The following is a 22518-nucleotide window of genomic DNA, read 5'->3' as shown; positions in this document are numbered from 1 at the left end:
TCACTCCTCCAGCGGTGGTTGGACCAACGGGTCCACTCTAACGGCAGCCCTTCCCGCCGCGGGTAGGCTGGTGCGGTGAAGATCGAGCGAAGCGCCAGCCGGTACACCGCGGACCGGGACTGGGCGGACCAGGCAATCCGCAAAATCAGGGCAGAAAACAACCGCTCCGCCGACACCCACCTCTACTCAGTCCCGCTTCCGGAGCATTGGGGCGTCCACCTCTACCTCAAGGACGAGTCCACCCACCGCTCCGGCAGCCTGAAGCACCGGCTGGCCCGCTCCCTGTTTCTCTTTGGCCTGGTAAACGGCTGGATCCGGGAAGACACCACCATCGTGGAGGCCTCCAGCGGCAGCACGGCCGTGTCCGAGGCGTACTTCGCACAGCTCCTGGGCCTGCCCTTCGTTGCCGTGATGGCACGCACCACCAGCCCCGAGAAAATCGCCCTGATCGAGCAGTTCGGCGGTTCCTGCCTGCTGGTGGAGCACGCGTCCGACGTGTACGCGACCGCCCAGGAGGTGGCGGAAACCTGCAACGGCCACTACATGGACCAGTTCACCTACGCCGAGCGGGCAACTGACTGGCGGGGCAACAACAACATTGCCGAATCGATCTTCGGCCAGCTCGGGCTGGAGGAACACCCGGTGCCGGACTGGATCGTGGTGGGAGCCGGCACCGGCGGAACCAGTGCCACCATCGGCAGGTACCTCCGCTACCACAGCTATCCCACGCAGCTCCTGGTGGTGGATCCGGAAAATTCGGCGTTCTACCCGGGCTGGCGGGGCACCTCCGGCGCCCCGGCGGGCCTGCCGTCCCGGATCGAGGGCATCGGGCGCCCGCGGATGGAGCCCAGCTTCGTGCCCTCCGTGATCGACCGCATGGTGCAGGTTCCGGACGACGCGTCAGTGGCTGCCATGCGCCACCTCCACAGCCTTGCGGGGCTCCACGCCGGCCCCTCCACCGGAACCAACCTCTGGGGTGTATGGCAGCTCGTGGCAGGGATGGTTGCCGCTGGCCGCCAAGGCAGCATCGTTTCCCTGATGTGCGACGGCGGCGAACGCTATGCGGGCAACTACTACAACGAGGACTGGCTGGCTGCCCATGGGCTGGACCCGGCACCGTACGAAGCGGTGATCCGGCGGTTCATGGACACGGGCATCTGGACCGGAGACGCGGCTTAAACCTCCACCGACTCCCGGGCCGCAAGATGGGTGTATTCGGTGCCGTACTTGGCGCCGATCCGCTGGACATGGCCTTCGACGATCTTCAGGCCGTTCCCGTTGAGCAGTCCGTCGTGGATCTGGAATGCCCGCGGGGCCCTGACGGCAATCACGAAGTCCAGCACCTCGGCGGACTTGCTCCACGGTGCGTGCAGGGGAACAAGCAGCGTTTTGACGGTGATGCCGTCCGGAACCACGAATGAATCCCCCGGGTGGTAGACGTTCCCGTCCACCAGGTAGCCAATATTGGCGACGACGGGGATCTGCGGGTGGATCAAGGCATGCTGGCCGCCGAAGCTGCGGATTTCGAAGCCGGCAGCCTGGAAGGTCGAGCCCGGGTTCACGGCATGAATGCGGGCGGCTTCGCCGGTGGCCTTGTCCTGCAGCTGGCCGGCAACACGCGCCGGGGCGAACACTGCAAGCGCGGCATTTGCGCGCAGGGCGTCCACCACGGCTGGAACGTCAATGTGGTCGGCGTGCTCGTGCGTCACCAGGACCGCCTCAGCGGATTCCAGGGCCTCAGCCGATTCCGAGAAGTTGCCCGGATCCAGGACCAGCGCCCTGCCGTCTTTTTCAAGCCGGACACAGGAGTGGGTGTATTTCGTCAACTTCATAGCGCCAGCCTAGGGTCCCTCTCCGGACCCTGTCCACGAAGCTCCGGCTGGTAATCTGGATCTTTGCCACCAACCTGAGGAAGCGAGTCCTTTCATGCCCGTCGGCGCCAAAGCTGATTCCACCACGTCATCCCCTGCGACGGGCGGCGGCAAGGAGCAGCGCGTCACGAAGCAGCGCATGGCTGTCAGCGCGGCCCTGGATGAACTGGACGATTTCGTCAGCACCCAGGAGCTCTACCGGATCCTCCAAAACCAGGGCGCTTCGGTATCACTGGCAACTGCCTACCGGATTCTCCAGTCCCTCGCCGACGAGGGCCTGGTGGACGTCCTGCGCAACGGTGACGGCGAGGCCGTATACCGCCGTTGTGCCGTTACGGGACACCACCACCATCTCCTGTGCCGGAGTTGCGGAAAGGCAGTGGAAGTGGAGGCTCCGGCCGTGGAAACCTGGGCGGCGCGCACGGCAGCAGAGCACGGATATACAGAGGTGGCGCACACCGTGGAAATCTTTGGCCTGTGTCCTGACTGCACGGCGCGCAAGGCCGCCGGCAGCCTCTAAGCCGTTCCCGCCAGGACCCGCCCGTTGATTCCCTTTCGGGCCCGCACCGATCCAACCACCCGGCACACCACGTAGATCAGGAATGACAACGTGGTGACGTAGGGGCTGATGGGAATACGGCCTCCCAGCGCCAGCAGGATCCCGCCCACAGTGGCCGTCATAGCGAAGGCCACACTGAGCAGCACCACCGCAACGGGCGAGGACGTCACCCGGAGTGCGGCCGCGGCCGGCGTAATCAACAGTGCCAGTACCAAAAGGGCTCCCACCACCTGGATGGACAGGGCCACGCTGACGCCCAGCAGGACCATAAAGGCGATGGCAAGCGTCCGCACCGGAACGCCCCGGGCCTCGGCAAGTTCGGGATCCACGCTGGCGAAATTGAGGGGCCGCCAGATGGCCGCCAGCGCCACCATCACCACCACTGCCGTTCCGGCAAGCGCCTGCAGCTGGACGGTGTCGACCGAGACGATCTGTCCGGTGAGCAGGCCGAACTTGTTGGCGGCCCGGCCTTCATAAAGGGACAGGAACAGGATCCCCAGCCCCAGCCCGAACGGCATGATGACGCCGATGATCGAGTTCTTGTCCCTGGCCCGGACGCCCATCAGGCCCAGCAACAGCGCCGCGGTGACGGATCCGATCAGCGATCCAAAAACAATGTCCGCGCCAATCAGCAGCGCAAAGGCGGCCCCGGCGAAGGAGAGTTCAGAGATGCCGTGCACCGCAAATGCCAGGTCCCGCTTCATCACGAAGGTCCCCACCAGGCCGCCCAGGAGGCCCAGGACGGCCCCGGCCCAGATGGAGTTCTGTACCAGGACCAGGAGCTCGCCGTAGTTTTCGAAGCTGAAGATGGCGCCGAGGATACTGTCCGCGTCCATCAGGCTGCCTCTCCGGCCAGCACATGCGTTGGCGCATGGTGATGGGTGGTGGCATCGGGCAGGCCCACCACCACAATGCGTCCGTTGGCGTGGATCACCTCAACATGGCTGCCGTAAAGGTCGGAAAGGACCTCGGTGGTCATGACCTCTTCGGGGGTACCCACCTTGAAACGGCCGCCGGCCAGGTACAGCACCCGGTCCACGTAGTCGATGATGGGGTTGATCTCGTGCGTCACGAAAACCACGGCACTGTCCTGCTCACGGCACTGCTTGTTGATCAGGGCGCTGACCGCCTGCTGGTGGTGGAGGTCCAGGGAAAGCAGGGGCTCATCGCACAGCAGGATCTGCGGATCGGTGGCAAGGGCCTGCGCAACCCGCAGCCGCTGCTGCTCCCCGCCGGACAACTGTCCTACCGGAACTTTCGCGTACTCCGTGGCCCCTACGAGTTCGAGGAGCTCATCGATCCTGCGGTTTGCCTTGCCCGGGGACAGGCGCAGGCCCCACCGGTGGCCGTCCACGCCCAGGCCCACCAGGTCCCGGGCCCGCATGGGGGTGTCCGGGGCAAACGATTTCTGCTGGGGGATGTAGCCAATGAGGCTGCTGCCCCGTTCCACCGGATGTCCGCCAAGCGTGGCCTGCCCCTGATGGAGGTCCTGCAGCCCCAGCAGGACCTTCAGGAAACTGGTCTTACCGCTTCCGTTGGGACCCAGCACGGCGAAGAATTCGCCAGGCATGATGTCCAGGTCCAGATCCTCCCAGAGCGCCCGCTTACCGAACTTCAGGGACGCACCGGTGAGGCTGACCACGGGTTTCAACTATTTGTCTCCAGAACCTTGGCGATGTGGTCCACATTGTCCGTCATCCACTGGAGGTACGTCTTGCCCTCCGGCAGTGTTTCACTGAAGTCGACCACAGGAACCCCCGCAGTTTCGGCCGCTTTCTTCAGCGACTCCGTCTGCAGGCCTTCAGTCTGGCTGTTGTAGGCCAGCAGGCGCACCGACTTCGAAGCCACGAGGTCCGTGGCGGCCTTGAGTACTGCCGGCGGGACGTCCGAGCCTTCCTCAATCGCAGCAGTGTAGTCCTCCGGCGTGGCGTTCACCAGCCCGGCATCCGCCAGGAGGTAGAGCGGCACCGGCTCAGTCACTGCCACCTCGGTACCCGCCGAAGCGGCCTTTAGTGCGTCCAGTTCGCCATGCAGTTCTTCAATACTGGACTTAAAGGCTGAGGCGTTTGACTGGAACATCGAAGCCGAGCCAGGATCCAGCTCACCCAGCTTTGCCGCGATTTCGTCGGCCAGGCGTTCCACCGCCGGGAGGCTGTACCAGACGTGCTCGTTCAACTCACCGTGGCCGTGCGAGGACTCATCGTCCGCCGCCGCTTCCGTGGCCGGGGCTTCCTCGGCTTCCTCCCCTTCGGGATGGGCCAGGCCGGAAAGTTCGACGGCGTTCAGCACTTTGGCGTCGTCGAGGCCGCTGTCTTCGGCCAGGGTGTGGATGAAGTCGTCGTAGCCGCCGCCGTTTTCCAGGACAAGGTCGGCTTTGGAGACTGCAAGCCGGTCCTGGGCGGTGGCTTCGTAGGAATGCGGGTCCTGGCTGGTCTTGGTGATGATGGCGGTAACGCTGACCTTGTCCCCGCCGATCGTCCTGGCGATGTCACCGTAGACATTGGTGGAAGCCACAATGTTCAGCCCATCGGCGGCGGCCGGCGCGGGTTCCGCCTGCTGGCTGCACCCGGTGAGCAGCAGGCCAAGCCCGGCGAGGGCGGCGAGGGACGATCGGGCAGCGGTGAAACGGCGCACGGAAACCTCATTCGAAGGGGAAAGGCGAAAACAACCACTCCAGCTTACAACTAAATGGGAATCATTCCTATTTAGAAAAGCCGGATGCTCGGGGGCGGTGCCCTCCCGCACGGAAGGGCACAGCCCCGCTAGCCCCCGTTCGGCTGCCCCAGCCGCCGGATGCCGGTGGCCTGGGTAGCATCCCGGATCTCGCCCACGAGCTGCTCGATCACGTCTTCCAGGAACAGGACGCCCTTGGTGTTGCCATCGGGCCCGATCACCCTTGCAAGATGGGAACCGGTGCGCTGCATGACTGACATTGCTTTCTCGATCTCATCGTCCAGCGCCAGGTTGGCCAGGGAGCGGATGCGGCTCTCGGCGATTGGCCGCTCATAGGCCTGCTCGGGGATGGAGAGTACATCCTTGACGTGGAGGTAGCCGTAGAGCATGTCGTCCTCGTCAAGCATGGGGAACCGTGAGAATCCGGTGCGGCTCACTGCCTTCTCGAACTCCACGGGGGTGGTGGCCGCCCGGAGCATGACCAGCTTCTCGAGGGGAACCATGATGTCCGCCGCCGTGTATTCGGAGAACTCCAGCGCGCCGGTGATGAGCCCGGCGTCGTCATCCACCAGTCCGTGGCGGGTGGACTCCTGCACAATGGACTGCACTTCCTCCAGCGTGAAGGAGGAGTTGACCTCATCCTTTGGCTCGATGCGAAGGAGCTTGAGGATGTGGTTGGCCGACCAGTTGAGGACCGAGATGACCGGGTGCACCAACCGGGCAACGAACATCAGCGGCGGGGCCAGCAGGAGCGCCGCCTTGTCCGCCACGCTGACCGAGATGTTTTTTGGCACCATCTCGCCAAAGGTCACATGCAGGAACGTCACCAGCATCAGCGCCACCGCGAAGGCAGCCACATCGGCAACTTCCTTCGGCATTCCCAGCGTCTCCAGCGGGACGGCCAGCAGGTGGTGGATGGCCGGCTCGGCCACCAGCAGGATCAGGAGGGAGCACACGGTGATGCCAAGCTGGGCACAGGCCAGCATCAGAGACACGTTCTCCATGGCGCGAAGCGTGGTCTGCGCCCGCTTCGACCCGGCCTCGGCCAGCGGCTCGATCTGGCTGCGCCGGGCGGACATGACCGCGAACTCAGCGGCCACAAAAAAGGCGTTGCCGAGCAGCAGCACAGCCAGCCAGAGGATTCCGGCCCAGTCGCTCATCGTTCAGCCCTGTCGTCGCGTTGGTTCCTGCCGTTACGCGTGGACTTGTCATCGCGCTGGTTGCTGTCTGCCCGGTCGGCGTCTTCGGACCCGGCACCCGGCCGGAAACAGATCCGGTCAATGCGGCGGCCGTCCATCCTGGTGACACTCAGTGTGCCGCCGCCAACGGGGACATTGTCCCCAACTGCGGCGATCCGGCCCAGCTTGCTCATGACGTATCCGCCCACCGTTTCGTAGGCGGCTTCGTCAGGGACGCTCAGCCGGGGAATCTGCTCGGACAGCTCATCCGGGCGGAGCAGGCCCGGGAAATACCAGTCGCCGGAGGCGCTCTGCAGGAGTCCTGGGCGGACCTTGTCGTGCTCGTCAGCAACCTCTCCCACGATTTCCTCCACCAGGTCCTCAAGCGTGGCGATGCCGGCGGTTCCGCCGTACTCGTCCAGGACGACGGCGAGCTGGAGGTTGCCCTCGCGGAGTTCGGCAAGCAGGGCGTCGAGGTGGATTGTCTCGGGGACCCTCAGCACCTCGGTCATGATGGCACCGGCCTCCAGGTTCTGCCGGCGGTCCCACGGCACTGCGACAGCTTTCTTGACGTGAACCAGCCCCCGGATGTCGTCCGCGGAATCCCCGATCACCGGGAACCGCGAGTATCCGGTCCGGCGTGCAGCGCTGAGGACATCCGAAACGGGCTGGTCGGCATCAATCGTTTCCACCCGGATGCGCGGTGTCATGACATCCGCTGCCGTCCTGGTGGAAAAGTTCAGGGTGCGCGCCACGAAGTTGGCTGTGCCGGCGTCGAGCGTTCCCATTGCCGCGGAACGGCGCACCAGCGATGCGAGTTCCGCCGGTGTGCGGGCCCCTGAAATTTCCTCCTTCGCCTCCAGTCCGAAGACGTTCAGCACCTTGTTGGAGAACCCGTTGAGTACCACGATGGCCGGCTTGAAGACGGCCGTAAACATCAGCTGGGGCCGTGCAAGCGCCCGGCCAACCGGGAAGGACAGCGCAATAGCCATGTTCTTGGGCACCAGTTCGCCCAGGAGCATGGAGAGCAGGGTGGCAAGCACCATGGCGAGGACCAGGGAGACCGAAGCTACTGCGACGTCGGGAAGTCCGACGGCGGCCAGGGGGGCTTCCAGGAGGCGTCCCACCGATGGCTCCATCACGTAGCCGGTCAGGAGCGTTGTGAGCGTGATGCCCAGCTGGCAGCTGGAAAGCTGGGTGGACAGTGATTTAAGGCACGTGAGCAGGGGAACAGCGCCGGTGTCGCCGTCGTCAATGGCGCGTTGGACCGTTGGCTGGTCCAGGGCAATGAGGGAGAACTCGACGGCCACAAAGAAGCCCGTGCCGGCGATCAGCAGCAGGCCCGCTGCAAGGAGAAGCCATTCCATTCAGCATCCCGCCTGGAAGGCGGTGGCCGGCGGCACGAAAAAGGAAGTTGAACTGCGGAGGCTGGAGGGTCTTCCCGGCGGAGGATGGTCGGCGGAAACCGGCGCTCTTTCCCCGGGGGCTCTGGCCGGCTGCGCCGCCGGCGGATGATGGGCTCGTGTTCGGGGTTTGCCGGCTCTGCGGGTGGACTGCGCGGTGCTGCTCTTCATGCTCCGCTGACAGCCCCCAGGCCGGCACCTAGATTTACTGTCCATAAGGGCTTCAGTCTACAGGAGGCGCCTGCGCCCGCTTCACCGGCGCTGCCCCCGGCGGGTGCCGCAACGGCGGCCTTTCGGCCGTTGCGCAACACGCGGGGAAGAGGTCTTTTCCCGCCATATTCCGCGATCCCGGCGTCACTTCATGATTTGGGTCACCCTTATTGGCAGTTAACACAGGATGCTCACTAGACTTGCAAAGGTCTGGGTTCAGAGGACGCAGAGATCGGTTCGAACGTGTTGCTGAAGCACCGTGGGGCCGGGGAGAAATCAAACTCATGGAAGAGGCGTATTTCAAGTGCCAGAGCAGCCTAGCCACCGTCTACCAGAGGAATTTGGCGGAAACGAGTGGCTCGTTGACGAACTGTACGAGCAGTACCAGCAGGACAAGAACGCCGTGGATGCCAAGTGGTGGCCGCTGTTTGAATCGTTCGGGTCGGGCAGTTCTTCTTCCAACGGAAATTCGGAGCACGCCGCAGCCCGGCCCGCCACCAGGGAAATGCCCGCAGTGAACGCAGCCCCGGCACCGTCGCCGGCGGCAGCACCCGCCGTCCCGCCGGTACCGCCGGCCCCTCCCGCCTCCGCGCCCGCGTCGGCAAAGAACGCTCCGGCCACTGTTGCCCGCGACGGCGGCAAGAAGACCGAGGCCGGTACCGGCTCCCAGCCCATCCCGGCGCAGCTGCCCAAGAACGTGAAGGCACCTACCGCTCCTGAGGAAGACGTCGTCTCCGTCCTCCGCGGACCGGCAAAGGCAATTGCCACCAACATGGTTACCAGCCTCCAGGTGCCCACCGCCACCAGCGTCCGTGCCATCCCGGCCAAGCTGCTGATCGACAACCGCGTGGTCATCAACTCGAACCTGGCCCGCGCCCGCGGCGGCAAGGTTTCCTTCACGCACCTGATCGGCTACGCCGTCATCCGCGCGCTCTCCCAGTTCCCTTCCATGAACGTGAACTACGACGAAGTGGACGGCAAGCCCGTTGCGGTCCAGCCGGCCCACGTCAACTTCGGCATTGCCATCGACATGCCCAAGCCGGACGGCACCCGCCTGCTCATGGTGCCGAACATCAAGAAGGCCGAAACCCTCAACTTCTCCGAGTTCTGGCACACCTACGAAGACCTGATCAAGCGCGCCCGTAACGGCAAGCTGACGGCAGAGGACCACCAGGGCACCACCGTCTCGCTGACCAACCCCGGCGGCATCGGCACCGTCCACTCGGTGCCCCGCCTGTCCAAGGGCCAGGCTGCCATCATCGGCGTCGGCGCCCTCGACTACCCCGCCGAATTCCAGGGCGCCAGCGAAAAGATCATCGCCCAGAACGCGATCAGCAAGGTCCTCACCCTGACCTCCACCTACGATCACCGCGTGATCCAGGGTGCCGGCAGCGGCGAGTTCCTCAAGCTTGTCCACCAGCTGCTGCTCGGCGCACAGAACTTCTACGACGAAATCTTCGAGTCGCTCCGCATCCCGTACGAGCCTGTGCGCTGGAGCGCCGACAAGCAGGTGGACCCGGCCGACGAAATCAACAAGGTGGCACGGATCCAGCAGCTGATCCACTCCTACCGCGTCCGCGGGCACCTGATGGCGGATACCGATCCGCTGGAATACGTCCAGCGGAAGCACCCTGACCTCGACGTCCTCACGTACGGCCTGACGCTCTGGGACCTGGACCGCGAGTGGCCCACCGGCGGCTTCGGCGGCAAGCCCATGCTTAAGTTCCGCGACATCCTGGGCGTCCTGCGCGATGCGTACTGCCGCACTACCGGCATCGAATACATGCACATCCAGGAGCCTGCCGAGCGCAAGTGGTTCCAGGACCAGCTGGAGCACCCCTACTCCAAGCCCAGCCGCGAAGAGCAGCTGCGCATCGTTTCCAAGCTGAACGCCGCCGAGGCCTTCGAAACCTTCCTGCAGACCAAGTTCGTCGGCCAGAAGCGCTTCTCCCTGGAGGGCGGCGAATCCCTGATTCCGCTGCTCGACGCCATCATGTCCGACGCCGCCGACGACGGCCTGGACGAGGTAGCCATCGGCATGGCCCACCGCGGCCGCCTGAACGTGCTCACCAACATTGCCGGGAAGACTTACGCGCAGGTCTTCCGCGAATTCGAAGGCACCCAGGACCCCCGCTCCGTGCAGGGATCCGGCGACGTCAAGTACCACCTGGGCACCGAGGGGACCTTTACCTCGGACAACGGCAAGGAAACCAAGGTCTACCTCGCCGCCAACCCGTCCCACCTTGAAGCCGTGGACCCCGTTCTTGAGGGCATTGTCCGCGCCAAGCAGGACCGCCTGGACCAGGGCGAGTCCTTCCCGGTCCTGCCCATCATGGTCCATGGTGACGCGGCGTTCGCCGGCCAGGGCGTTGTTTCTGAAACGCTCAACCTGTCCCAGCTCCGCGGCTACCGCACCGGTGGAACCATCCACGTTGTTGTCAACAACCAGGTCGGATTCACCACGGCCCCGTCATCATCCCGCTCGTCCACGTACTCCACGGACGTTGCCAAGATGATCCAGGCACCTGTGTTCCACGTCAACGGCGATGATCCCGAGGCAGTGGTCCGCATCGGCCAGCTCGCTTACGAGTTCCGGCAGCGGTTCCACAAGGACGTCGTCATCGACATGGTCTGCTACCGGCGCCGCGGGCACAACGAGGGCGACGACCCCTCGATGACGCAGCCGCTGATGTACAACCTCATCGAAGCCAAGCGGTCCGTCCGCAAGCTCTACACCGAGTCCCTGATCGGCCGCGGAGACATCACCGAGGAAGAAGCCGAGCAGCTGCTCCGCGACTACCAGGAGAGGCTGGAACGCGTCTTCGCCGAAACGCACGCGGCCCAGACGTCCCCCATCCCGATCGTTACGGCGGACACTGCCGCCGTCTCGGACATCGAGCGTCCCCACGCCCAGCAGTCCGACTCCGGCACCAGCGCACCCGTTTCGACGGCCATTTCCGCGGATACCCTGGCGCGGATCGGCAAGGCCCACGTGGAAATTCCCGAGGGCTTCACCGTGCACGCCAAGCTCAAGCAGCTGCTCGAGAAGCGTGAGCAGATGTCCCGCGAGGGCGGCATCGACTGGGGCTTCGGTGAGATCGCAGCCTTTGGTTCACTCATCATGGAGGGTGTACCCGTACGCCTGGCGGGGCAGGATTCCCGCCGCGGCACGTTCGTGCAGCGCCACGCCGTGTTCCACGACCGCGCCAACGGCAAGGAGTGGCTGCCCCTGAGCAACCTTTCCGACGACCAGGCAAAGCTGTGGATCTACGACTCCCTGCTTTCGGAATATGCGGCCATGGGCTTCGAGTACGGCTACTCCGTGGAGCGGCCGGATGCGCTGGTCCTGTGGGAGGCGCAGTTCGGCGACTTCGTCAACGGTGCACAGACCATCATCGACGAGTTCATTTCCTCAGCAGAGCAGAAGTGGGGACAGCGGTCCTCGCTGGTCCTCATGCTGCCGCACGGCTACGAGGGCCAGGGCCCGGACCACTCCTCCGCAAGGATCGAGCGGTTCCTGCAGCTGTGTGCCGAAGAGAACATGATCGTGGCCAACCCCACCACGGCGGCCTCGCACTTCCACCTGCTGCGCCGCCAGGCGTACAACCGGCCGCGCAAGCCGCTCATCATCTTCACGCCCAAGCAGCTGCTGCGCCTCAAGGCCGCCGCATCGTCGGTGGAGGACTTCACCACCGGCAGCTTCCGCCCTGTCATCGGCGAACACGAGCAGCTGGCGGGAGACGCCGTCGAACGAGTCCTCCTGGTCTCCGGCCGCCTGTACTACGACCTCCTGTCCACGCGGCAGAAGACGGACGACAAGACCACCGCGATCATCCGCGTGGAGCAGCTCTACCCGCTGCCGCACGAGGAAATCGCAAAGGAACTTGCCAAGTACCCGAACGCAGAAGTTGTCTGGGCCCAGGATGAGCCTGCCAACCAGGGGCCGTGGCCGTTTATTGGCCTGAACCTGCCGGGCGCCCTGGAGCGCAATATCCGGCTGGTTTCGCGTCCGGCGTCGGCATCCACTGCCGCAGGGTCCATGAAACGGCACGCCGCTGAGCAGGATGTCCTCCTGAAGCAGGCATTTGCACGGAAGTAAGCACTAAGGCTGCCCGGCCGGACGTCGAAATCCCAGACTCCGGCCGGGCGGTTCTGTTTAATGGAGTTCACAGCGCTGATGGAAATACAGAGCGCTGAATGACAAGCCCCAATCGCATGCACAGCCCAACCCCGTGGCCGGAACCAGGTTCCACGGCGGCGGCACCGCACCGACGTAAAGAGGAACGCGTGGAAGACAGGAAGCTGCGGATTGCAGCTGTAGGAGATGAACTGCTGGCCGGACTGGGCGATCCCCGGGCCCTCGGCTGGCTGGGCCGTGTGCTGGCCCGCACTCCCCGGGACAGCATGCTCCTCGAAAGCTACGCCCTCCCCTGCCCGGAGGAAGGAACGGAAGGCCTGGCCGCGCGCTGGCTTGACGAGGCCGGCCGGCGCTTCAGCAACCAGACGGAGAACCGCCTGGTAATCGGGCTTTCCGGACGCGACATCGAGTTCGGGCTCTCCACCGCGCGCAGCCGGCTTAACCTGGCGAACATCCTGGATTCGGCGTCACAGAACCGTATCGAAGTGTTCGTCGTGGGCCCGCCGCCCACTCTGGACCCCGCGCAGAACAGGCGGCTTGATGAACTCAACACGGCCTTCGCCGACGTCACCACCCGGCGCAAGCACCTGTACGTGGACACCTTCTCCCCGCTGCTGAACCATGAACAGTGGCGCCAGGACCTGGCAGCCCAGGGCGGCACCCCCGGGCAGGCAGGCTACGGACTCATGGCCTGGCTGGTGCTGCACCGCGGCTGGTTCCAGTGGCTCGGCATGGACGCTCCGGAGTAACGCCTCTCGCGATATATCTTGACCCTTCCCTGCGGCGGGGGGTACGTTGGGGAGGGTCAACACGATATATCGCCTGGAGGGCCCGTGACCGATCAAGAGTGGACTGTCACCAGTCCCCAGACCATAGACGTGGACGGCGTGACGTCCGTGAAGCTTGGAATGGTGCAGGGACGTTTCGACGTCGTCATGCACCAGGAGCCCGTCACCCGGCTTGAGATCTCGGATGTGCATGGCGATCCTGTGGCCGTGTCCCTCAGCGGCGGCAGGCTCGAAGTCCGCCACCAGCTGCACGGCCCCCAGGGCTGGTTCAAGAACCTGATGGGGACTGTTAACCACAACAGCGAAAACTCCGCCGTCATCAGCATCGCCGTTCCCGCGCACGTCAGCCTTGAGGCCGGCACGGTCAGCGGCGACGGGCTGGTGTCCGGGGTAACCGGGAACATCCGCCTCAACACGGTATCCGGGTCAGTCATGGCGGACACCACAAGTGGGGAACTGCACGTCCAGACCGTCAGCGGGGAAGTATCAGTCCGCAACCATACGGGCGTCCTGACAGCCAAAAGCGTCTCCGGCGAAGTGACGGCGTCCGGGCGCCTCAGCAATATCCGGGCGAACACCGTCAGCGGGGACATGAGTTTCGACCTCCTGGGCTTTACCCATGATTTCGGGGCGAACTCGGTTTCGGGAGACCTCACCATCCGGCTGCCCCATGACGTAGGGGTGGACATCGTGGCCAAGTCCGCCAGCGGTGCGGTGGTGATTGGTGACCAGCGGTACACGGTGGTCGGCGGCAAGGTGGAGACCATCGCGGGCCCTGACGGCCAGCTCATGCTGGTACGTACCAACTCGGTATCCGGAAAAACCTCGATATTCCACAGGACCGTGGCAGGATCTGCAGAAGCAGGGACCTGATGGCACCGGTCTTTGCGCACGGCGCGCTCCGGTTGTACCTTTTGGCACTTCTTGAGTCCGGCCCCAAACACGGCTACGAACTCATCAAGGCGCTCAAGGAGCGGTTCGGCGGAACGTACTCCCCCAGCGCCGGCACCATCTACCCCCGGCTGGGCAAACTTGAGGAGGAAGGCCTGGTGGCCACGGAATCCGCCGGCCGCCGCACGAACTACCGCATCACCGCCTCCGGGCTGGCCGAGCTCAACCGCCGCCGCGATGAGCTGGCAGGCGTGGAGAGCGAGATCTCAGCCTCGGTCCGCCGGCTCGCGGACAGCCTGCGGGAGGACATCCGCAGCAACATGAGGGGGCTGCGCGCTGATCTTGCCGCCACTGCTGAGGCGGCCCGGGCTACCGCACTGTCCACGGATTTCAGGGTTCCCGGACGGCTGCCGGCGGAAAGCCAGCGGTCGCTCAAGGAAGCCGAAATGATGCTGCAGCAATTCCGGGATGACCTTCGGGCCGAGCTTCGGCTGCAGGCGGGCAGGCAGCCGCTCAGTCCCCTTGCGCTGGAAACTGTCAGGACGGTGCTGGAACAGGCCGGCATCTCTATCCGCAACTCGCTCAATTCCTAGCCCCCACAGTCACCCGGCCGGCCTCAATACGCAGGTCATCCGGCGGTTCCTGGTTCGCGGGCTGCCCCTTGATGTGGGAGACTTGAGGGCAGCTCTTTTGAGTACCAACATTTAAGGAGGCCAGCTATGAGCAAGCGTGCACGCAAGCGTCGTGACCGTAAGCGTGGCGGCGCGAACCACGGGAAGCGCCCCAACACCTAGGCACATGCCAGGAACTACGGTTCAAACAAAGGACCCCGGAAGCCACATGGCTTCCGGGGTCCTTTGTTGTCAGCGGGCTAAGGGCGCCCGCAACGCCCTGGCGCTGTTCTAGGCGTCCACCGGCCTGATGGTATGGATCCGGTCCAGGATGGCGTTCTTCAGGTTCTCCGGAGCAGCCTCGGTGCAGGAGCGTCTAACCATGTTGCGGATGACGCACTCAAGGTCGTACTGCTCCGTGCATTCCGGGCAGTCATCAAGGTGGTTCTTGATTTCCGTGATGTCCTCGCGGGTCAGGGCACCGTCGAGGTACTCGTAAATGCGTTGCATCCGGCTGTCGTCGCAGTCGCCCAATCCCTGGCAGTCGCTCATTTCCTGCTCTCCTGTTGTGTGCTTCCTGCCGCGTCCTGTGGATCAGCGGCCGTCTTGAACCCGCGCTCTGCGGCGTACTCCCCCAGCATGTCCCGCAGCATCCTCCGGCCGCGGTGGAGCCGGGACATCACCGTACCGATGGGCGTGTTCATGATTTCTGAAATTTCCTTGTAGGCGAACCCCTCCACATCCGCGAAGTAGACCGCAAGGCGGAATTCCTCCGGAATGTCCTGGAGTGCCCTTTTGACGTCGGAATCCGGAAGGTGGTCCAACGCCTCTGCCTCGGCGGAGCGGAGTCCGCTGGAGGTGTGCGACTCGGCCCGCGCCAACTGCCAGTCCTCGATGGTGTCCGAATTGGACTGGAGCGGTTCGCGCTGCCGCTTTCGGTACAAATTGATGTACGTGTTTGTCAGGATGCGGTACAGCCAGGCCTTGAGGTTGGTCCCGGGCCGGTACTGGTGGAACGCAGAGAAAGCCTTGGTGTAAGCCTCCTGGACGAGGTCTTCGGCGTCAGAGGGGTTCCTGGCCATGCGCATTGCCGCCGAGTACAGCTGATCGACATACTGCATAGCATCGCGTTCAAACCTCAGGCGGCGTTCTTCCACCGACTCGGTGGAAACATCCACCAGGTCCCCGCCGGATTCGGCAGGCGCCGGGACAGCGGCGGAGCCCGCAGCCCCAGGACCAGCTGCTGCGCTGCTCTTCGCTTCGCTTTGGGAAGCCTCATACATGGCCGCGACGGCCGGATCCAGGGTACTCATTGCCTTCAAGTCTACTGGGAGGCTGCGCGCACGCGGCGAGCCATAGCTCGGGGGTTCAGCCTCGAATGAGTCCATAGCCACCGGGCCTGCTGTTTCAATTCCGTCCAACACCCGTGCCAAGGGCACAACTCCGCTCTGCTTGTCCGTCCTGCATCTGCATCTGGCTATCTGCATCCGGAGCTTTTTCGGCCGGCAATTGCATGCTGTAGCCCATGATTTCCCTGCGGCAGCGCATTCCGGATGCGTCATGAATAACCTCATGCCTTCGGCAAATATTCCCCAAAAGTGCAAGACTAGAACGGACTCCGCCGCTTTCGACGCGGTTCGTCCATCCAGGAGGAAATCCATGTCCTTTTTCCGCACGCTCGCCCGCCCCATGCTGGCCTCCAGTTTTGTCATCGCCGGAGTGGATAAGCTCAAGAACGCCGATGACACGGCGCAGCAGCTTTCCCCGCTGCTTCGCAAGGCGGCCGCGTCCCTGCCCTTCAAGTCAGACGAGAAAACCCTGGCCCGCGTCATCGGCGGAACACAGGTGGGCGCCGGCGTGCTTTTCGGACTGGGCAAATTCTCCAGGTTGTCGGCCACGCTGCTCACGGTGATCTCCCTGCTCAACACCTTTGTTGAGTGGCGCAGCGCAGATATCAGCACCAAGGAAGGGCGGGAGAACCGCCGTAACCAGCTGCTCAAGAACCTGTCCCTGAGCGGCGGCGCCCTGCTGGCATCCGTTGACACAGCCGGCAAGCCGGGCCTGGCCTGGCGGGCGGAACACCTGGCGGCAGACGCCCGCAGGGGCGCCTCGCACCTGGCAGCGGACGCACGCAAGACCACCAACAAGAAGCTCCACAAGGCAGACAAGGTTGTACGGCGCGCTGTTGAACAGGCCACGGGGGCATAACAACGCATGACCGCAGCAGCCGATGTCCGGGATGACTCCGGAATGCATGTTCCCCACTGGCCCGCACCCTTCGCATCCCGGCCCGTCGACGCCACCGTCACGGTTCCCGGTTCCAAGTCCCTGACCAACAGGTACCTGGTTCTTGCCGCTTTGGCCGACGGGCCGTCCCGCCTCCGCGCACCCCTGCATTCGAGGGACTCAGCGCTCATGATCGAGGCACTCCGGCAGTTGGGAGCCACCATTACGGAGGTTCCCGGGGACGGCGCCTTCGGGCCCGACCTGGAAGTGGTTCCGCTGGACCCGGATGCTGCATCATCCCTCACGAGGATCGACTGCGGGCTTGCGGGTACGGTTATGCGGTTCGTTCCGCCGCTGGCCGCGCTGCGGAATGGCGAAAGCGTGTTCGACGGCGACCCCCACGCCCGCAAACGGCCGATGGGAACGATCATCGAAGCGCTCTCTGCGCTTGGCGTCGCCGTTTCCGCAGAAGAGGGCGGCACGCCGTCGTCCCTGCCTTTCGTGGTGGAGGGCACCGGTGAGGTCCGCGGCGGCCACCTGGTCATCGATGCCAGCGCGTCGTCCCAGTTCGTCTCGGCGCTGCTCCTGGTGGGCGCAAGATTCACCGAGGGCCTGCACCTGGAACACGTGGGCAAGCCGGTGCCCAGCCTGGACCACATCAACATGACCGTGGCGGTCCTGCGCGGCGCCGGGGTTGCCGTTGATGACTCGGTGCCCAACCACTGGGTGGTCAGCCCCGGCCCCATCCGCGCCTTCGACCAGCGGATCGAGCAGGACCTGTCCAACGCCGGCCCCTTCCTGGCAGCGGCATTGGCCTCCCGCGGAACGGTACGGATCCCCGGCTGGCCGGACGAAACGCAGCAGGTCGGTGACCTCTGGCGCAGCATCCTGGCCGCCATGGGCGCCGAGGTGACCCTGCACGGCGGCGTCCTCACGGTCACCGGCGGCCCCCACATCAAGGGCGGAGAATTCGCGGACACCAGCGAACTCGCGCCCACCGTGGCCGCCCTGTGCGCGCTGGCCACCGGCCCCTCCCGGCTCACCGGCATCGCACACCTGCGGGGACACGAGACAGACCGGCTGGCCGCGCTTGTCACAGAGATCAACCGCCTGGGCGGTGACGCAGAGGAAACCAGCGATGGACTGGTGATCCGGCCCGCAAAGCTGCATGCCGGCGTCGTCCACAGCTACGCCGACCACCGCATGGCCACCGCGGGGGCCATCCTTGGCCTGGCTGTGGAGGGCGTCCAGGTGGAGGACATCGGCACCACGGCCAAGACCATGCCGGATTTCCCCCGGCTGTGGACAGGCATGCTGGCGCAGAACGGCCCTGCCGAAACGGCGTCGGAAGGTTCCAGCGGTGGCGCGGAGCACTGACTCCTGGGATGAATCGGACGTCCGGATCCGGCCCAGCAAGAAGGGCTCCCGGCCCCGCACCAAGGACAGGCCCAGCCATGACGACGCCGTTACGGGGCGCATCATCACCGTCGACCGGGGCAGGTACACCGCCGTAGTGGGAGAGGACTCGGGCAACGAAAGGATAGTCATTGCTGCCCGGGCCCGGGAACTCCGCCGGAACCCGGTAGTCGCAGGAGACTTCGTCTCGCTGGTCGGCGACGTCTCCGGGGAGCCGGACACCCTGGCGCGCCTGGTGAAGATCCAGGACCGCAAGACCCTGCTGCGGCGCAGCGCCGACGACACGGACCCCGTTGAAAGGGCAGTGGTGGCCAATGCCGACCAGCTGGTGATTGTGGTGGCAGCAGCCAACCCTGAACCACGGACCGGCTTTATCGACCGTGCCCTGGTGGCAGCGTACGACGCCGGCATCGATCCGATCCTGCTGGTCACGAAAGCGGACGTTAAAGACCCTGCGGAGCTGCTGTCCAACTACACCCATCTGGACTTTCCCGTGATCATCAGCCGGACCGCCGATGCCAGCGCTTCCGGCATTGACGCCCGTTCCGATGACGGCCTGTCCGCGCGACTCGACCTCTCCGCCGTCGCCGAGATGCGCGGCCACCTGGACGGCAAGGTCACCGTCATGCTTGGGCATTCCGGCGTTGGCAAGTCAACCATGGTCAACGCGCTGACTGGGGCGGAACGGGCTACCGGTGGAGTGAACGCCGTGACGGGCCGCGGGCGGCACACGTCGTCGTCGGCCCTTGCACTGAAGCTCGCGGACGCGCCGTCCGGAAGCTGGATCATCGACACCCCCGGCATCCGCTCCTTTGGCCTGGCGCACGTGGACCCCGACCGGATCCTCCGTTCCTTCCCGGACCTCTCCCCCGGCATAGACGACTGTGAGCGCGGGTGCAAGCACACCGCCACCGCGGTCAACTGCGGGCTGGACGCATGGGTGGGTGCGGGGCATGCCGGCCCCACCGGAGCAGCGAGGCTGGGGTCCCTGCGGCGCCTCCTCGGCACGGACCCGAGGATGGAAGCCCAGGAGGCCAAGGAACTGGGCAGCGTCACCTGACGGGCCCGCTTCCCGGCAGAACGGCGCGCAGACGGTAGTTTGGAACCATGATCCAACCCGCTTCGAGCTACAACGATGACCTGCGCCTGGCCCATGTCCTGGCCGATTCCGTGGATGACCAGACCATGAGCCGCTTCAAGGCCCAGGACCTCCACATTGAGACCAAGCCGGACCTGACGCCCGTCACCGATGCGGACAAGGCAGCCGAGGAAGCCATCCGCGGCCAGCTCTCCCGCTCCCGTCCCCGCGATGCCGTCCTCGGTGAGGAGTTCGGCAGCACGGGGCATGGGTCGCGGCGGTGGATTATCGACCCCATTGACGGCACCAAGAACTTCGTCCGGGGCGTCCCGGTCTGGGCCACCCTGATCGCCCTGGTGGATGAAGGCGAACCGGTGGTGGGCGTGGTCAGCGCGCCTGCCCTTGGCAAGCGCTGGTGGGCCGCCAAGGGCATGGGAGCCTATATGGGGCGTTCGCTCGCCGCCGCAACCCGCCTTCGGGTGTCCAATGTGTCCAGCCTGTCCGATGCTTCCCTCTCTTACTCGAGCCTTGGCGGCTGGAAGGAACGTGGAAACCTTGACGAATTTCTAGGGCTCACCGAGGACGTGTGGCGGACCCGGGCCTTTGGCGACTTCTGGTCCTACTGCATGGTGGCCGAAGGTTCGGTGGACATCGCCTGTGAACCTGAACTGAATCTCTACGACATGGCCGCGCTGGTGCCCATTGTGGTGGAAGCGGGGGGCCGCTTTACCTCGCTGGAGGGCGAGGACGGTCCGTTCGGCGGGAACGCCCTGGCCACGAATTCCATCCTCCACTCCGAGGTGCTGCGGCGCCTGAATCCGAATCTGGACGACCTCCTCTAGTCCACGGATCACGAAATAATCGACGGCGGACGCCCCCGAAAGGAGGCGTCCGCCGTCGTGATCTTCGATTCAACCGCTCCTTTTCAACCGCGCGTAACAAAGCCCTTAACATTCCTGCGGGCTTTTAACCTTCGCGGCCCATGTTCTACGCTCTTAAGCAGGTCACGAGTGCCAGCGCAAAACCCCGGTTTGCTGGCCGGCAACCCTCCATTCGCGGTGGGGTGCCCCGGGTGACGACCAGGCCGGTCCGGAAGGGATGCGGCAAGCGCGGATTCCTGCACGGAGTCCTGTTTTGAAGTGAGGTCTCTGTGACAACTGCCACCGTCTCCCCCCAAGCCGCTGTCTCCCCCCAAGCCGCTGTCCGGCATCAGGCCGTTCCGCCGGAATCATCAGCGCTCTTCGACCAGCGCCGGGCCGCCGCCGGCCGTCCGCTCGCGGCCGTCAGCGGTGCCGAAATCCTGGCTCCCCTGATCCACGGCGGCCACGTCCGGTACGCCAACCTGGATTATGGCGCGTCCGCTCCCGCCCTCTCGGTGGTGTCGGCCTACCTCAACGAGATCCTGCCCTTCTACGCGAGCGTCCACCGCGGTGCAGGCTACGCCTCCCAGATCAGCACCTCGGTGTATGAAAATGCCCGTGCGATCGTCCGCGACTTCGTGGGCGGCCGTCCGGACGATTCGGTAATCTTCACCCGGAACACCACAGACTCCCTGAACCTGCTGGCGGGCTGTCTGCCGGCCACCGACGGACGGCCGGACGGCGACGTCCTGTACCTCGACATCGAGCACCATGCCAACCTGCTTCCGTGGCAGGGCGTCCCCCACCGCAGCATCGTGGCAGCGGACACCATTGCCGGAACCATTGACGCCGTCCGTGCGGAGCTGCAGCAGGGCAGCGTGAGCCTGCTCGCCGTGACCGGGGCTTCCAACGTCACCGGCGAAATCCTCCCCATCCGCGCCCTTGCCGCGCTGGCGCACGAGCACGGCGCACGGATCGCTGTGGACGCGGCCCAGCTGGCGCCGCACCGGCGCGTCAACATCACCACGGACGACGTCGACTACCTCGCCTTCTCGGGCCACAAGCTGTACGCACCCTTTGGTGCCGGCGTGCTGGTTGGCCGGCCGGACTGGCTCGACGCCGGCACACCGCACCTCGCAGGCGGAGGCGCCGTCAAGGAAGCAAGGCTCGACGGCGTCAGCTGGGCAACCGGTCCGGCCCGCCACGAGGGCGGATCACCCAACGTGCTCGGTGCGGCGACGCTGGCCCGGGCGACCCAGGTCATCGCGGAGCTGGACCAGGACCGCTGGCACGCCCACGAATCCGCCATCCGTTCATTCCTGGTGGACGGCCTGCAGGAGATCGACGGCGTGACCGTCCACCAGATCTTCAAGGACACCAACCCGGACACCGACACGATCGGCGTGGTCAACTTCTCCGTGGAAGGATACGACGCCGGCCTGGTGGCCGCTTACCTGTCGGCCGAACACGGGGTGGGCCTGCGCGACGGCCGGTTCTGCGCGCACCCGCTGCTGAAGCGGCTGGGACTTCCGTCCGGTTCCCTTCGAGCCAGCTTCGGCGTCGGCTCAAGGCTGGAAGATGCCGAGCGGCTGCTGGCGGGCATCCGGGACCTTCGGAGCAAGGGCCTGGGCTGGGACTATGTGGTGGACGCGGGCCGCTGGGTTCCCGCCAATGACAACCGTACATACCCCCATTGGGCGCCCAACACCCCGGGAACAGCCGGCGCCGCGCCCTGCCTCGACGACTGACCTGGGGCCGGCCTGTCGGCCGCCGCCCTGCTGCAGCTCATGCGGTAAATTCGGAGGACACTAAAAGTACCGGATGAAGGAGGCCGCGCGTGGCACGGGGTGGCCCACGGCTGGATCACGGCCGGCGCCGGGAGCTCGGCCTGAGTTTCCAGGACGGCGGCAAGCACTACCAGCAGGTGCGGCCCGGCTACCCTGCCGACTCAGCGCGCTGGCTGGTGCCTTCCGCGGCCCGCGATGCGCTCGACGTTGGCGCCGGCACCGGCAAATTCACCGAACTGCTGCTGGGCCTGGGGCTGTCCGTCACGGCCGTAGATCCCTCAGCGGACATGCTCAGGCAGTTGGCCGAGCACTATCCCGCCGCCACGGCTGTCCTTGGCACCGCGGAGGCGACCGGCCTGCCTGACGAGGCCTTCGACGTCGTTACCGTAGCCCAGGCCTGGCACTGGTGCGACGCGTTGCGGGCGAGCACGGAACTTGCCCGCGTCCTCCGCCAGCGCGGAACGCTGGGACTGGTCTGGAACCAGCTGGACACGTCGGTTCCCTGGGTCCACCGGCTTTCCAGGATCATGCATGCCGGGGACGTTTACAAACCCGGCCACCGCCCGCTCATAGGACCTGAGTTTGAGGGCTTGGAGGAGCATGTCACGCACTGGCAGGACTCCGTCACAACCGCGGACCTGATGGAACTGACGAAATCCCGCAGCTATTACCTGCGCGCCGGTGAGGCCACCCGGGCGAAGGTGCTTGCAAACCTTGACTGGTATCTCCATGACCACCTCGGCCACGGGCCGGACGAGGCACTGGAGCTGCCGTACCTGACACTGTCATGGCGGGCGGTCAGGGCATGAGCGGCTGGCAGCCCGCGCGT

21 protein-coding genes and 1 riboswitch are annotated in these 22518 nt (G+C 65.3%); of the genes, 13 read left to right on the top strand and 8 right to left on the bottom strand.

Annotation, left to right across the window (positions count from 1 at the left end; translation table 11 throughout):
- Positions 1–75: 75 nt before the first annotated feature.
- Complete coding sequence (locus WHH00_RS06615) at positions 76–1179, top strand: PLP-dependent cysteine synthase family protein (protein WP_406637510.1); 1104 nt, start codon at positions 76–78, stop codon at positions 1177–1179.
- On the opposite strand, the gene WHH00_RS06610 is transcribed toward WHH00_RS06615, so the two are convergent.
- Positions 1176–1832, bottom strand: coding sequence for an MBL fold metallo-hydrolase (locus WHH00_RS06610; protein ID WP_406637508.1), 657 nt, complete (start codon positions 1830–1832; stop codon positions 1176–1178). The genes WHH00_RS06615 and WHH00_RS06610 overlap by 4 nt on opposite strands.
- A 94-nt stretch (positions 1833–1926) precedes the next feature.
- Between WHH00_RS06610 and WHH00_RS06605 the strand changes: the two genes are divergently transcribed.
- On the top strand, positions 1927–2391 hold the full coding sequence (locus tag WHH00_RS06605) for a Fur family transcriptional regulator (protein ID WP_406637506.1): 465 nt from the start codon (positions 1927–1929) through the stop codon (positions 2389–2391).
- On the opposite strand, the gene WHH00_RS06600 is transcribed toward WHH00_RS06605, so the two are convergent.
- From WHH00_RS06600 to WHH00_RS06580, 5 genes are all read right to left on the bottom strand, one after another.
- Positions 2388–3266 (bottom strand): metal ABC transporter permease, encoded by an 879-nt coding sequence (locus tag WHH00_RS06600; protein ID WP_231455074.1) that lies wholly within the window; start codon positions 3264–3266, stop codon positions 2388–2390. The two genes, WHH00_RS06605 and WHH00_RS06600, sit on opposite strands and share 4 nt — an antisense overlap.
- The gene (locus WHH00_RS06595; RefSeq protein WP_231455075.1) at positions 3266–4081 is read right to left on the bottom strand and encodes a metal ABC transporter ATP-binding protein; all 816 of its coding nucleotides are present in this window, start codon (positions 4079–4081) and stop codon (positions 3266–3268) included. Before WHH00_RS06595 ends, WHH00_RS06600 begins: the two co-directional genes overlap by 1 nt.
- On the bottom strand, positions 4078–5064 hold the full coding sequence (locus tag WHH00_RS06590) for a metal ABC transporter solute-binding protein, Zn/Mn family (RefSeq protein ID WP_406637503.1): 987 nt from the start codon (positions 5062–5064) through the stop codon (positions 4078–4080). The genes WHH00_RS06595 and WHH00_RS06590 overlap by 4 nt, the downstream gene beginning before the upstream one ends.
- A gap of 128 nt (positions 5065–5192) precedes the next feature.
- Positions 5193–6263 carry a hemolysin family protein gene (locus WHH00_RS06585; protein ID WP_406637501.1) on the bottom strand — a complete coding sequence of 357 codons (1071 nt, stop codon included), beginning with the start codon at positions 6261–6263 and terminating at the stop codon, positions 5193–5195.
- Positions 6260–7648 (bottom strand): hemolysin family protein, encoded by a 1389-nt coding sequence (locus WHH00_RS06580; RefSeq protein ID WP_406637499.1) that lies wholly within the window; start codon positions 7646–7648, stop codon positions 6260–6262. Before WHH00_RS06580 ends, WHH00_RS06585 begins: the two co-directional genes overlap by 4 nt.
- 550 nt (positions 7649–8198) lie before the next feature.
- On the opposite strand from WHH00_RS06580, the gene WHH00_RS06575 reads away from it, so the two are divergent.
- The 5 genes from WHH00_RS06575 to WHH00_RS06555 all read left to right on the top strand — a co-directional run bounded on the left by WHH00_RS06575 (position 8199) and on the right by WHH00_RS06555 (position 14505).
- Positions 8199–11993 carry a multifunctional oxoglutarate decarboxylase/oxoglutarate dehydrogenase thiamine pyrophosphate-binding subunit/dihydrolipoyllysine-residue succinyltransferase subunit gene (locus WHH00_RS06575; protein WP_406637497.1) on the top strand — a complete coding sequence of 1265 codons (3795 nt, stop codon included), beginning with the start codon at positions 8199–8201 and terminating at the stop codon, positions 11991–11993.
- A gap of 188 nt (positions 11994–12181) precedes the next feature.
- A complete protein-coding gene (locus WHH00_RS06570; protein ID WP_231455096.1) occupies positions 12182–12781 on the top strand; it encodes a GDSL-type esterase/lipase family protein in 600 nt (199 codons plus the stop codon).
- Positions 12782–12865: 84 nt separating this feature from the next.
- On the top strand, positions 12866–13693 hold the full coding sequence (locus WHH00_RS06565) for a DUF4097 family beta strand repeat-containing protein (RefSeq protein WP_406637495.1): 828 nt from the start codon (positions 12866–12868) through the stop codon (positions 13691–13693).
- A complete protein-coding gene (locus tag WHH00_RS06560) occupies positions 13693–14304 on the top strand; it encodes a PadR family transcriptional regulator (RefSeq protein WP_406637493.1) in 612 nt (203 codons plus the stop codon). The genes WHH00_RS06565 and WHH00_RS06560 overlap by 1 nt, the downstream gene beginning before the upstream one ends.
- 126 nt (positions 14305–14430) lie before the next feature.
- Positions 14431–14505 carry a 50S ribosomal protein bL37 gene (locus WHH00_RS06555; protein WP_369299106.1) on the top strand — a complete coding sequence of 25 codons (75 nt, stop codon included), beginning with the start codon at positions 14431–14433 and terminating at the stop codon, positions 14503–14505.
- 108 nt (positions 14506–14613) lie between these two features.
- Here the strand turns inward: WHH00_RS06555 and rsrA are convergent, their stop codons facing one another.
- Together rsrA and WHH00_RS06545 are read right to left on the bottom strand one after the other, a co-directional pair.
- On the bottom strand, positions 14614–14874 hold the full coding sequence (gene rsrA / locus WHH00_RS06550) for a mycothiol system anti-sigma-R factor (RefSeq protein WP_406637491.1): 261 nt from the start codon (positions 14872–14874) through the stop codon (positions 14614–14616).
- Entirely contained in the window at positions 14871–15710 is an 840-nt protein-coding gene (locus tag WHH00_RS06545) for a sigma-70 family RNA polymerase sigma factor (protein ID WP_406637489.1), read from the bottom strand. Before WHH00_RS06545 ends, rsrA begins: the two co-directional genes overlap by 4 nt.
- A gap of 271 nt (positions 15711–15981) precedes the next feature.
- Between WHH00_RS06545 and WHH00_RS06540 the strand changes: the two genes are divergently transcribed.
- The 6 genes from WHH00_RS06540 to WHH00_RS06515 all read left to right on the top strand — a co-directional run bounded on the left by WHH00_RS06540 (position 15982) and on the right by WHH00_RS06515 (position 22498).
- Positions 15982–16530: a DoxX family protein gene (locus tag WHH00_RS06540; RefSeq protein ID WP_406637487.1), complete on the top strand. Its 549-nt coding sequence runs from the start codon at positions 15982–15984 to the stop codon at positions 16528–16530.
- Positions 16531–16536: 6 nt separating this feature from the next.
- A complete protein-coding gene (gene aroA, locus WHH00_RS06535) occupies positions 16537–17925 on the top strand; it encodes a 3-phosphoshikimate 1-carboxyvinyltransferase (RefSeq protein WP_406637485.1) in 1389 nt (462 codons plus the stop codon).
- A complete protein-coding gene (gene rsgA / locus WHH00_RS06530) occupies positions 17909–19024 on the top strand; it encodes a ribosome small subunit-dependent GTPase A (protein WP_406637483.1) in 1116 nt (371 codons plus the stop codon). Before aroA ends, rsgA begins: the two co-directional genes overlap by 17 nt.
- A 47-nt stretch (positions 19025–19071) precedes the next feature.
- On the top strand, positions 19072–19884 hold the full coding sequence (hisN, locus tag WHH00_RS06525) for a histidinol-phosphatase (protein ID WP_231455085.1): 813 nt from the start codon (positions 19072–19074) through the stop codon (positions 19882–19884).
- 160 nt (positions 19885–20044) lie between these two features.
- Positions 20045–20158: riboswitch (SAM riboswitch) on the top strand.
- Between the two features lie 34 nt (positions 20159–20192).
- The gene (locus tag WHH00_RS06520; RefSeq protein WP_406637480.1) at positions 20193–21650 is read left to right on the top strand and encodes an aminotransferase class V-fold PLP-dependent enzyme; all 1458 of its coding nucleotides are present in this window, start codon (positions 20193–20195) and stop codon (positions 21648–21650) included.
- Positions 21651–21739: 89 nt separating this feature from the next.
- Positions 21740–22498 carry a class I SAM-dependent methyltransferase gene (locus tag WHH00_RS06515; protein WP_406637478.1) on the top strand — a complete coding sequence of 253 codons (759 nt, stop codon included), beginning with the start codon at positions 21740–21742 and terminating at the stop codon, positions 22496–22498.
- The last annotated feature ends 20 nt before the right edge of the window (positions 22499–22518 follow it).

Origin of the sequence: Pseudarthrobacter quantipunctorum (assembly GCF_045291495.1) — a bacterium.
Classification (GTDB): domain Bacteria; phylum Actinomycetota; class Actinomycetes; order Actinomycetales; family Micrococcaceae; genus Arthrobacter; species Arthrobacter quantipunctorum.
The sequence above is the reverse complement of the archived record's forward strand: the minus strand, read 5'-3'. Positions and strand labels throughout refer to the sequence as shown.

Excerpts from the sequence above, each read along its gene's own strand:
- WHH00_RS06610 (WP_406637508.1), bottom strand. The coding sequence starts at position 1,832 with ATGAAGTTGACGAAATACACCCACTCCTGTGTCCGGCTTGAAAAAGAC.
- WHH00_RS06605 (WP_406637506.1), top strand. The coding sequence starts at position 1,927 with ATGCCCGTCGGCGCCAAAGCTGATTCCACCACGTCATCCCCTGCGACG.
- WHH00_RS06600 (WP_231455074.1), bottom strand. The coding sequence starts at position 3,266 with ATGGACGCGGACAGTATCCTCGGCGCCATCTTCAGCTTCGAAAACTAC.
- WHH00_RS06585 (WP_406637501.1), bottom strand. The coding sequence starts at position 6,263 with ATGAGCGACTGGGCCGGAATCCTCTGGCTGGCTGTGCTGCTGCTCGGC.
- WHH00_RS06580 (WP_406637499.1), bottom strand. The coding sequence starts at position 7,648 with ATGGAATGGCTTCTCCTTGCAGCGGGCCTGCTGCTGATCGCCGGCACG.
- WHH00_RS06560 (WP_406637493.1), top strand. The coding sequence starts at position 13,693 with ATGGCACCGGTCTTTGCGCACGGCGCGCTCCGGTTGTACCTTTTGGCA.
- rsrA (WP_406637491.1), bottom strand. The coding sequence starts at position 14,874 with ATGAGCGACTGCCAGGGATTGGGCGACTGCGACGACAGCCGGATGCAA.
- WHH00_RS06545 (WP_406637489.1), bottom strand. The coding sequence starts at position 15,710 with ATGGACTCATTCGAGGCTGAACCCCCGAGCTATGGCTCGCCGCGTGCG.
- WHH00_RS06540 (WP_406637487.1), top strand. The coding sequence starts at position 15,982 with ATGTCCTTTTTCCGCACGCTCGCCCGCCCCATGCTGGCCTCCAGTTTT.
- aroA (WP_406637485.1), top strand. The coding sequence starts at position 16,537 with ATGACCGCAGCAGCCGATGTCCGGGATGACTCCGGAATGCATGTTCCC.
- hisN (WP_231455085.1), top strand. The coding sequence starts at position 19,072 with ATGATCCAACCCGCTTCGAGCTACAACGATGACCTGCGCCTGGCCCAT.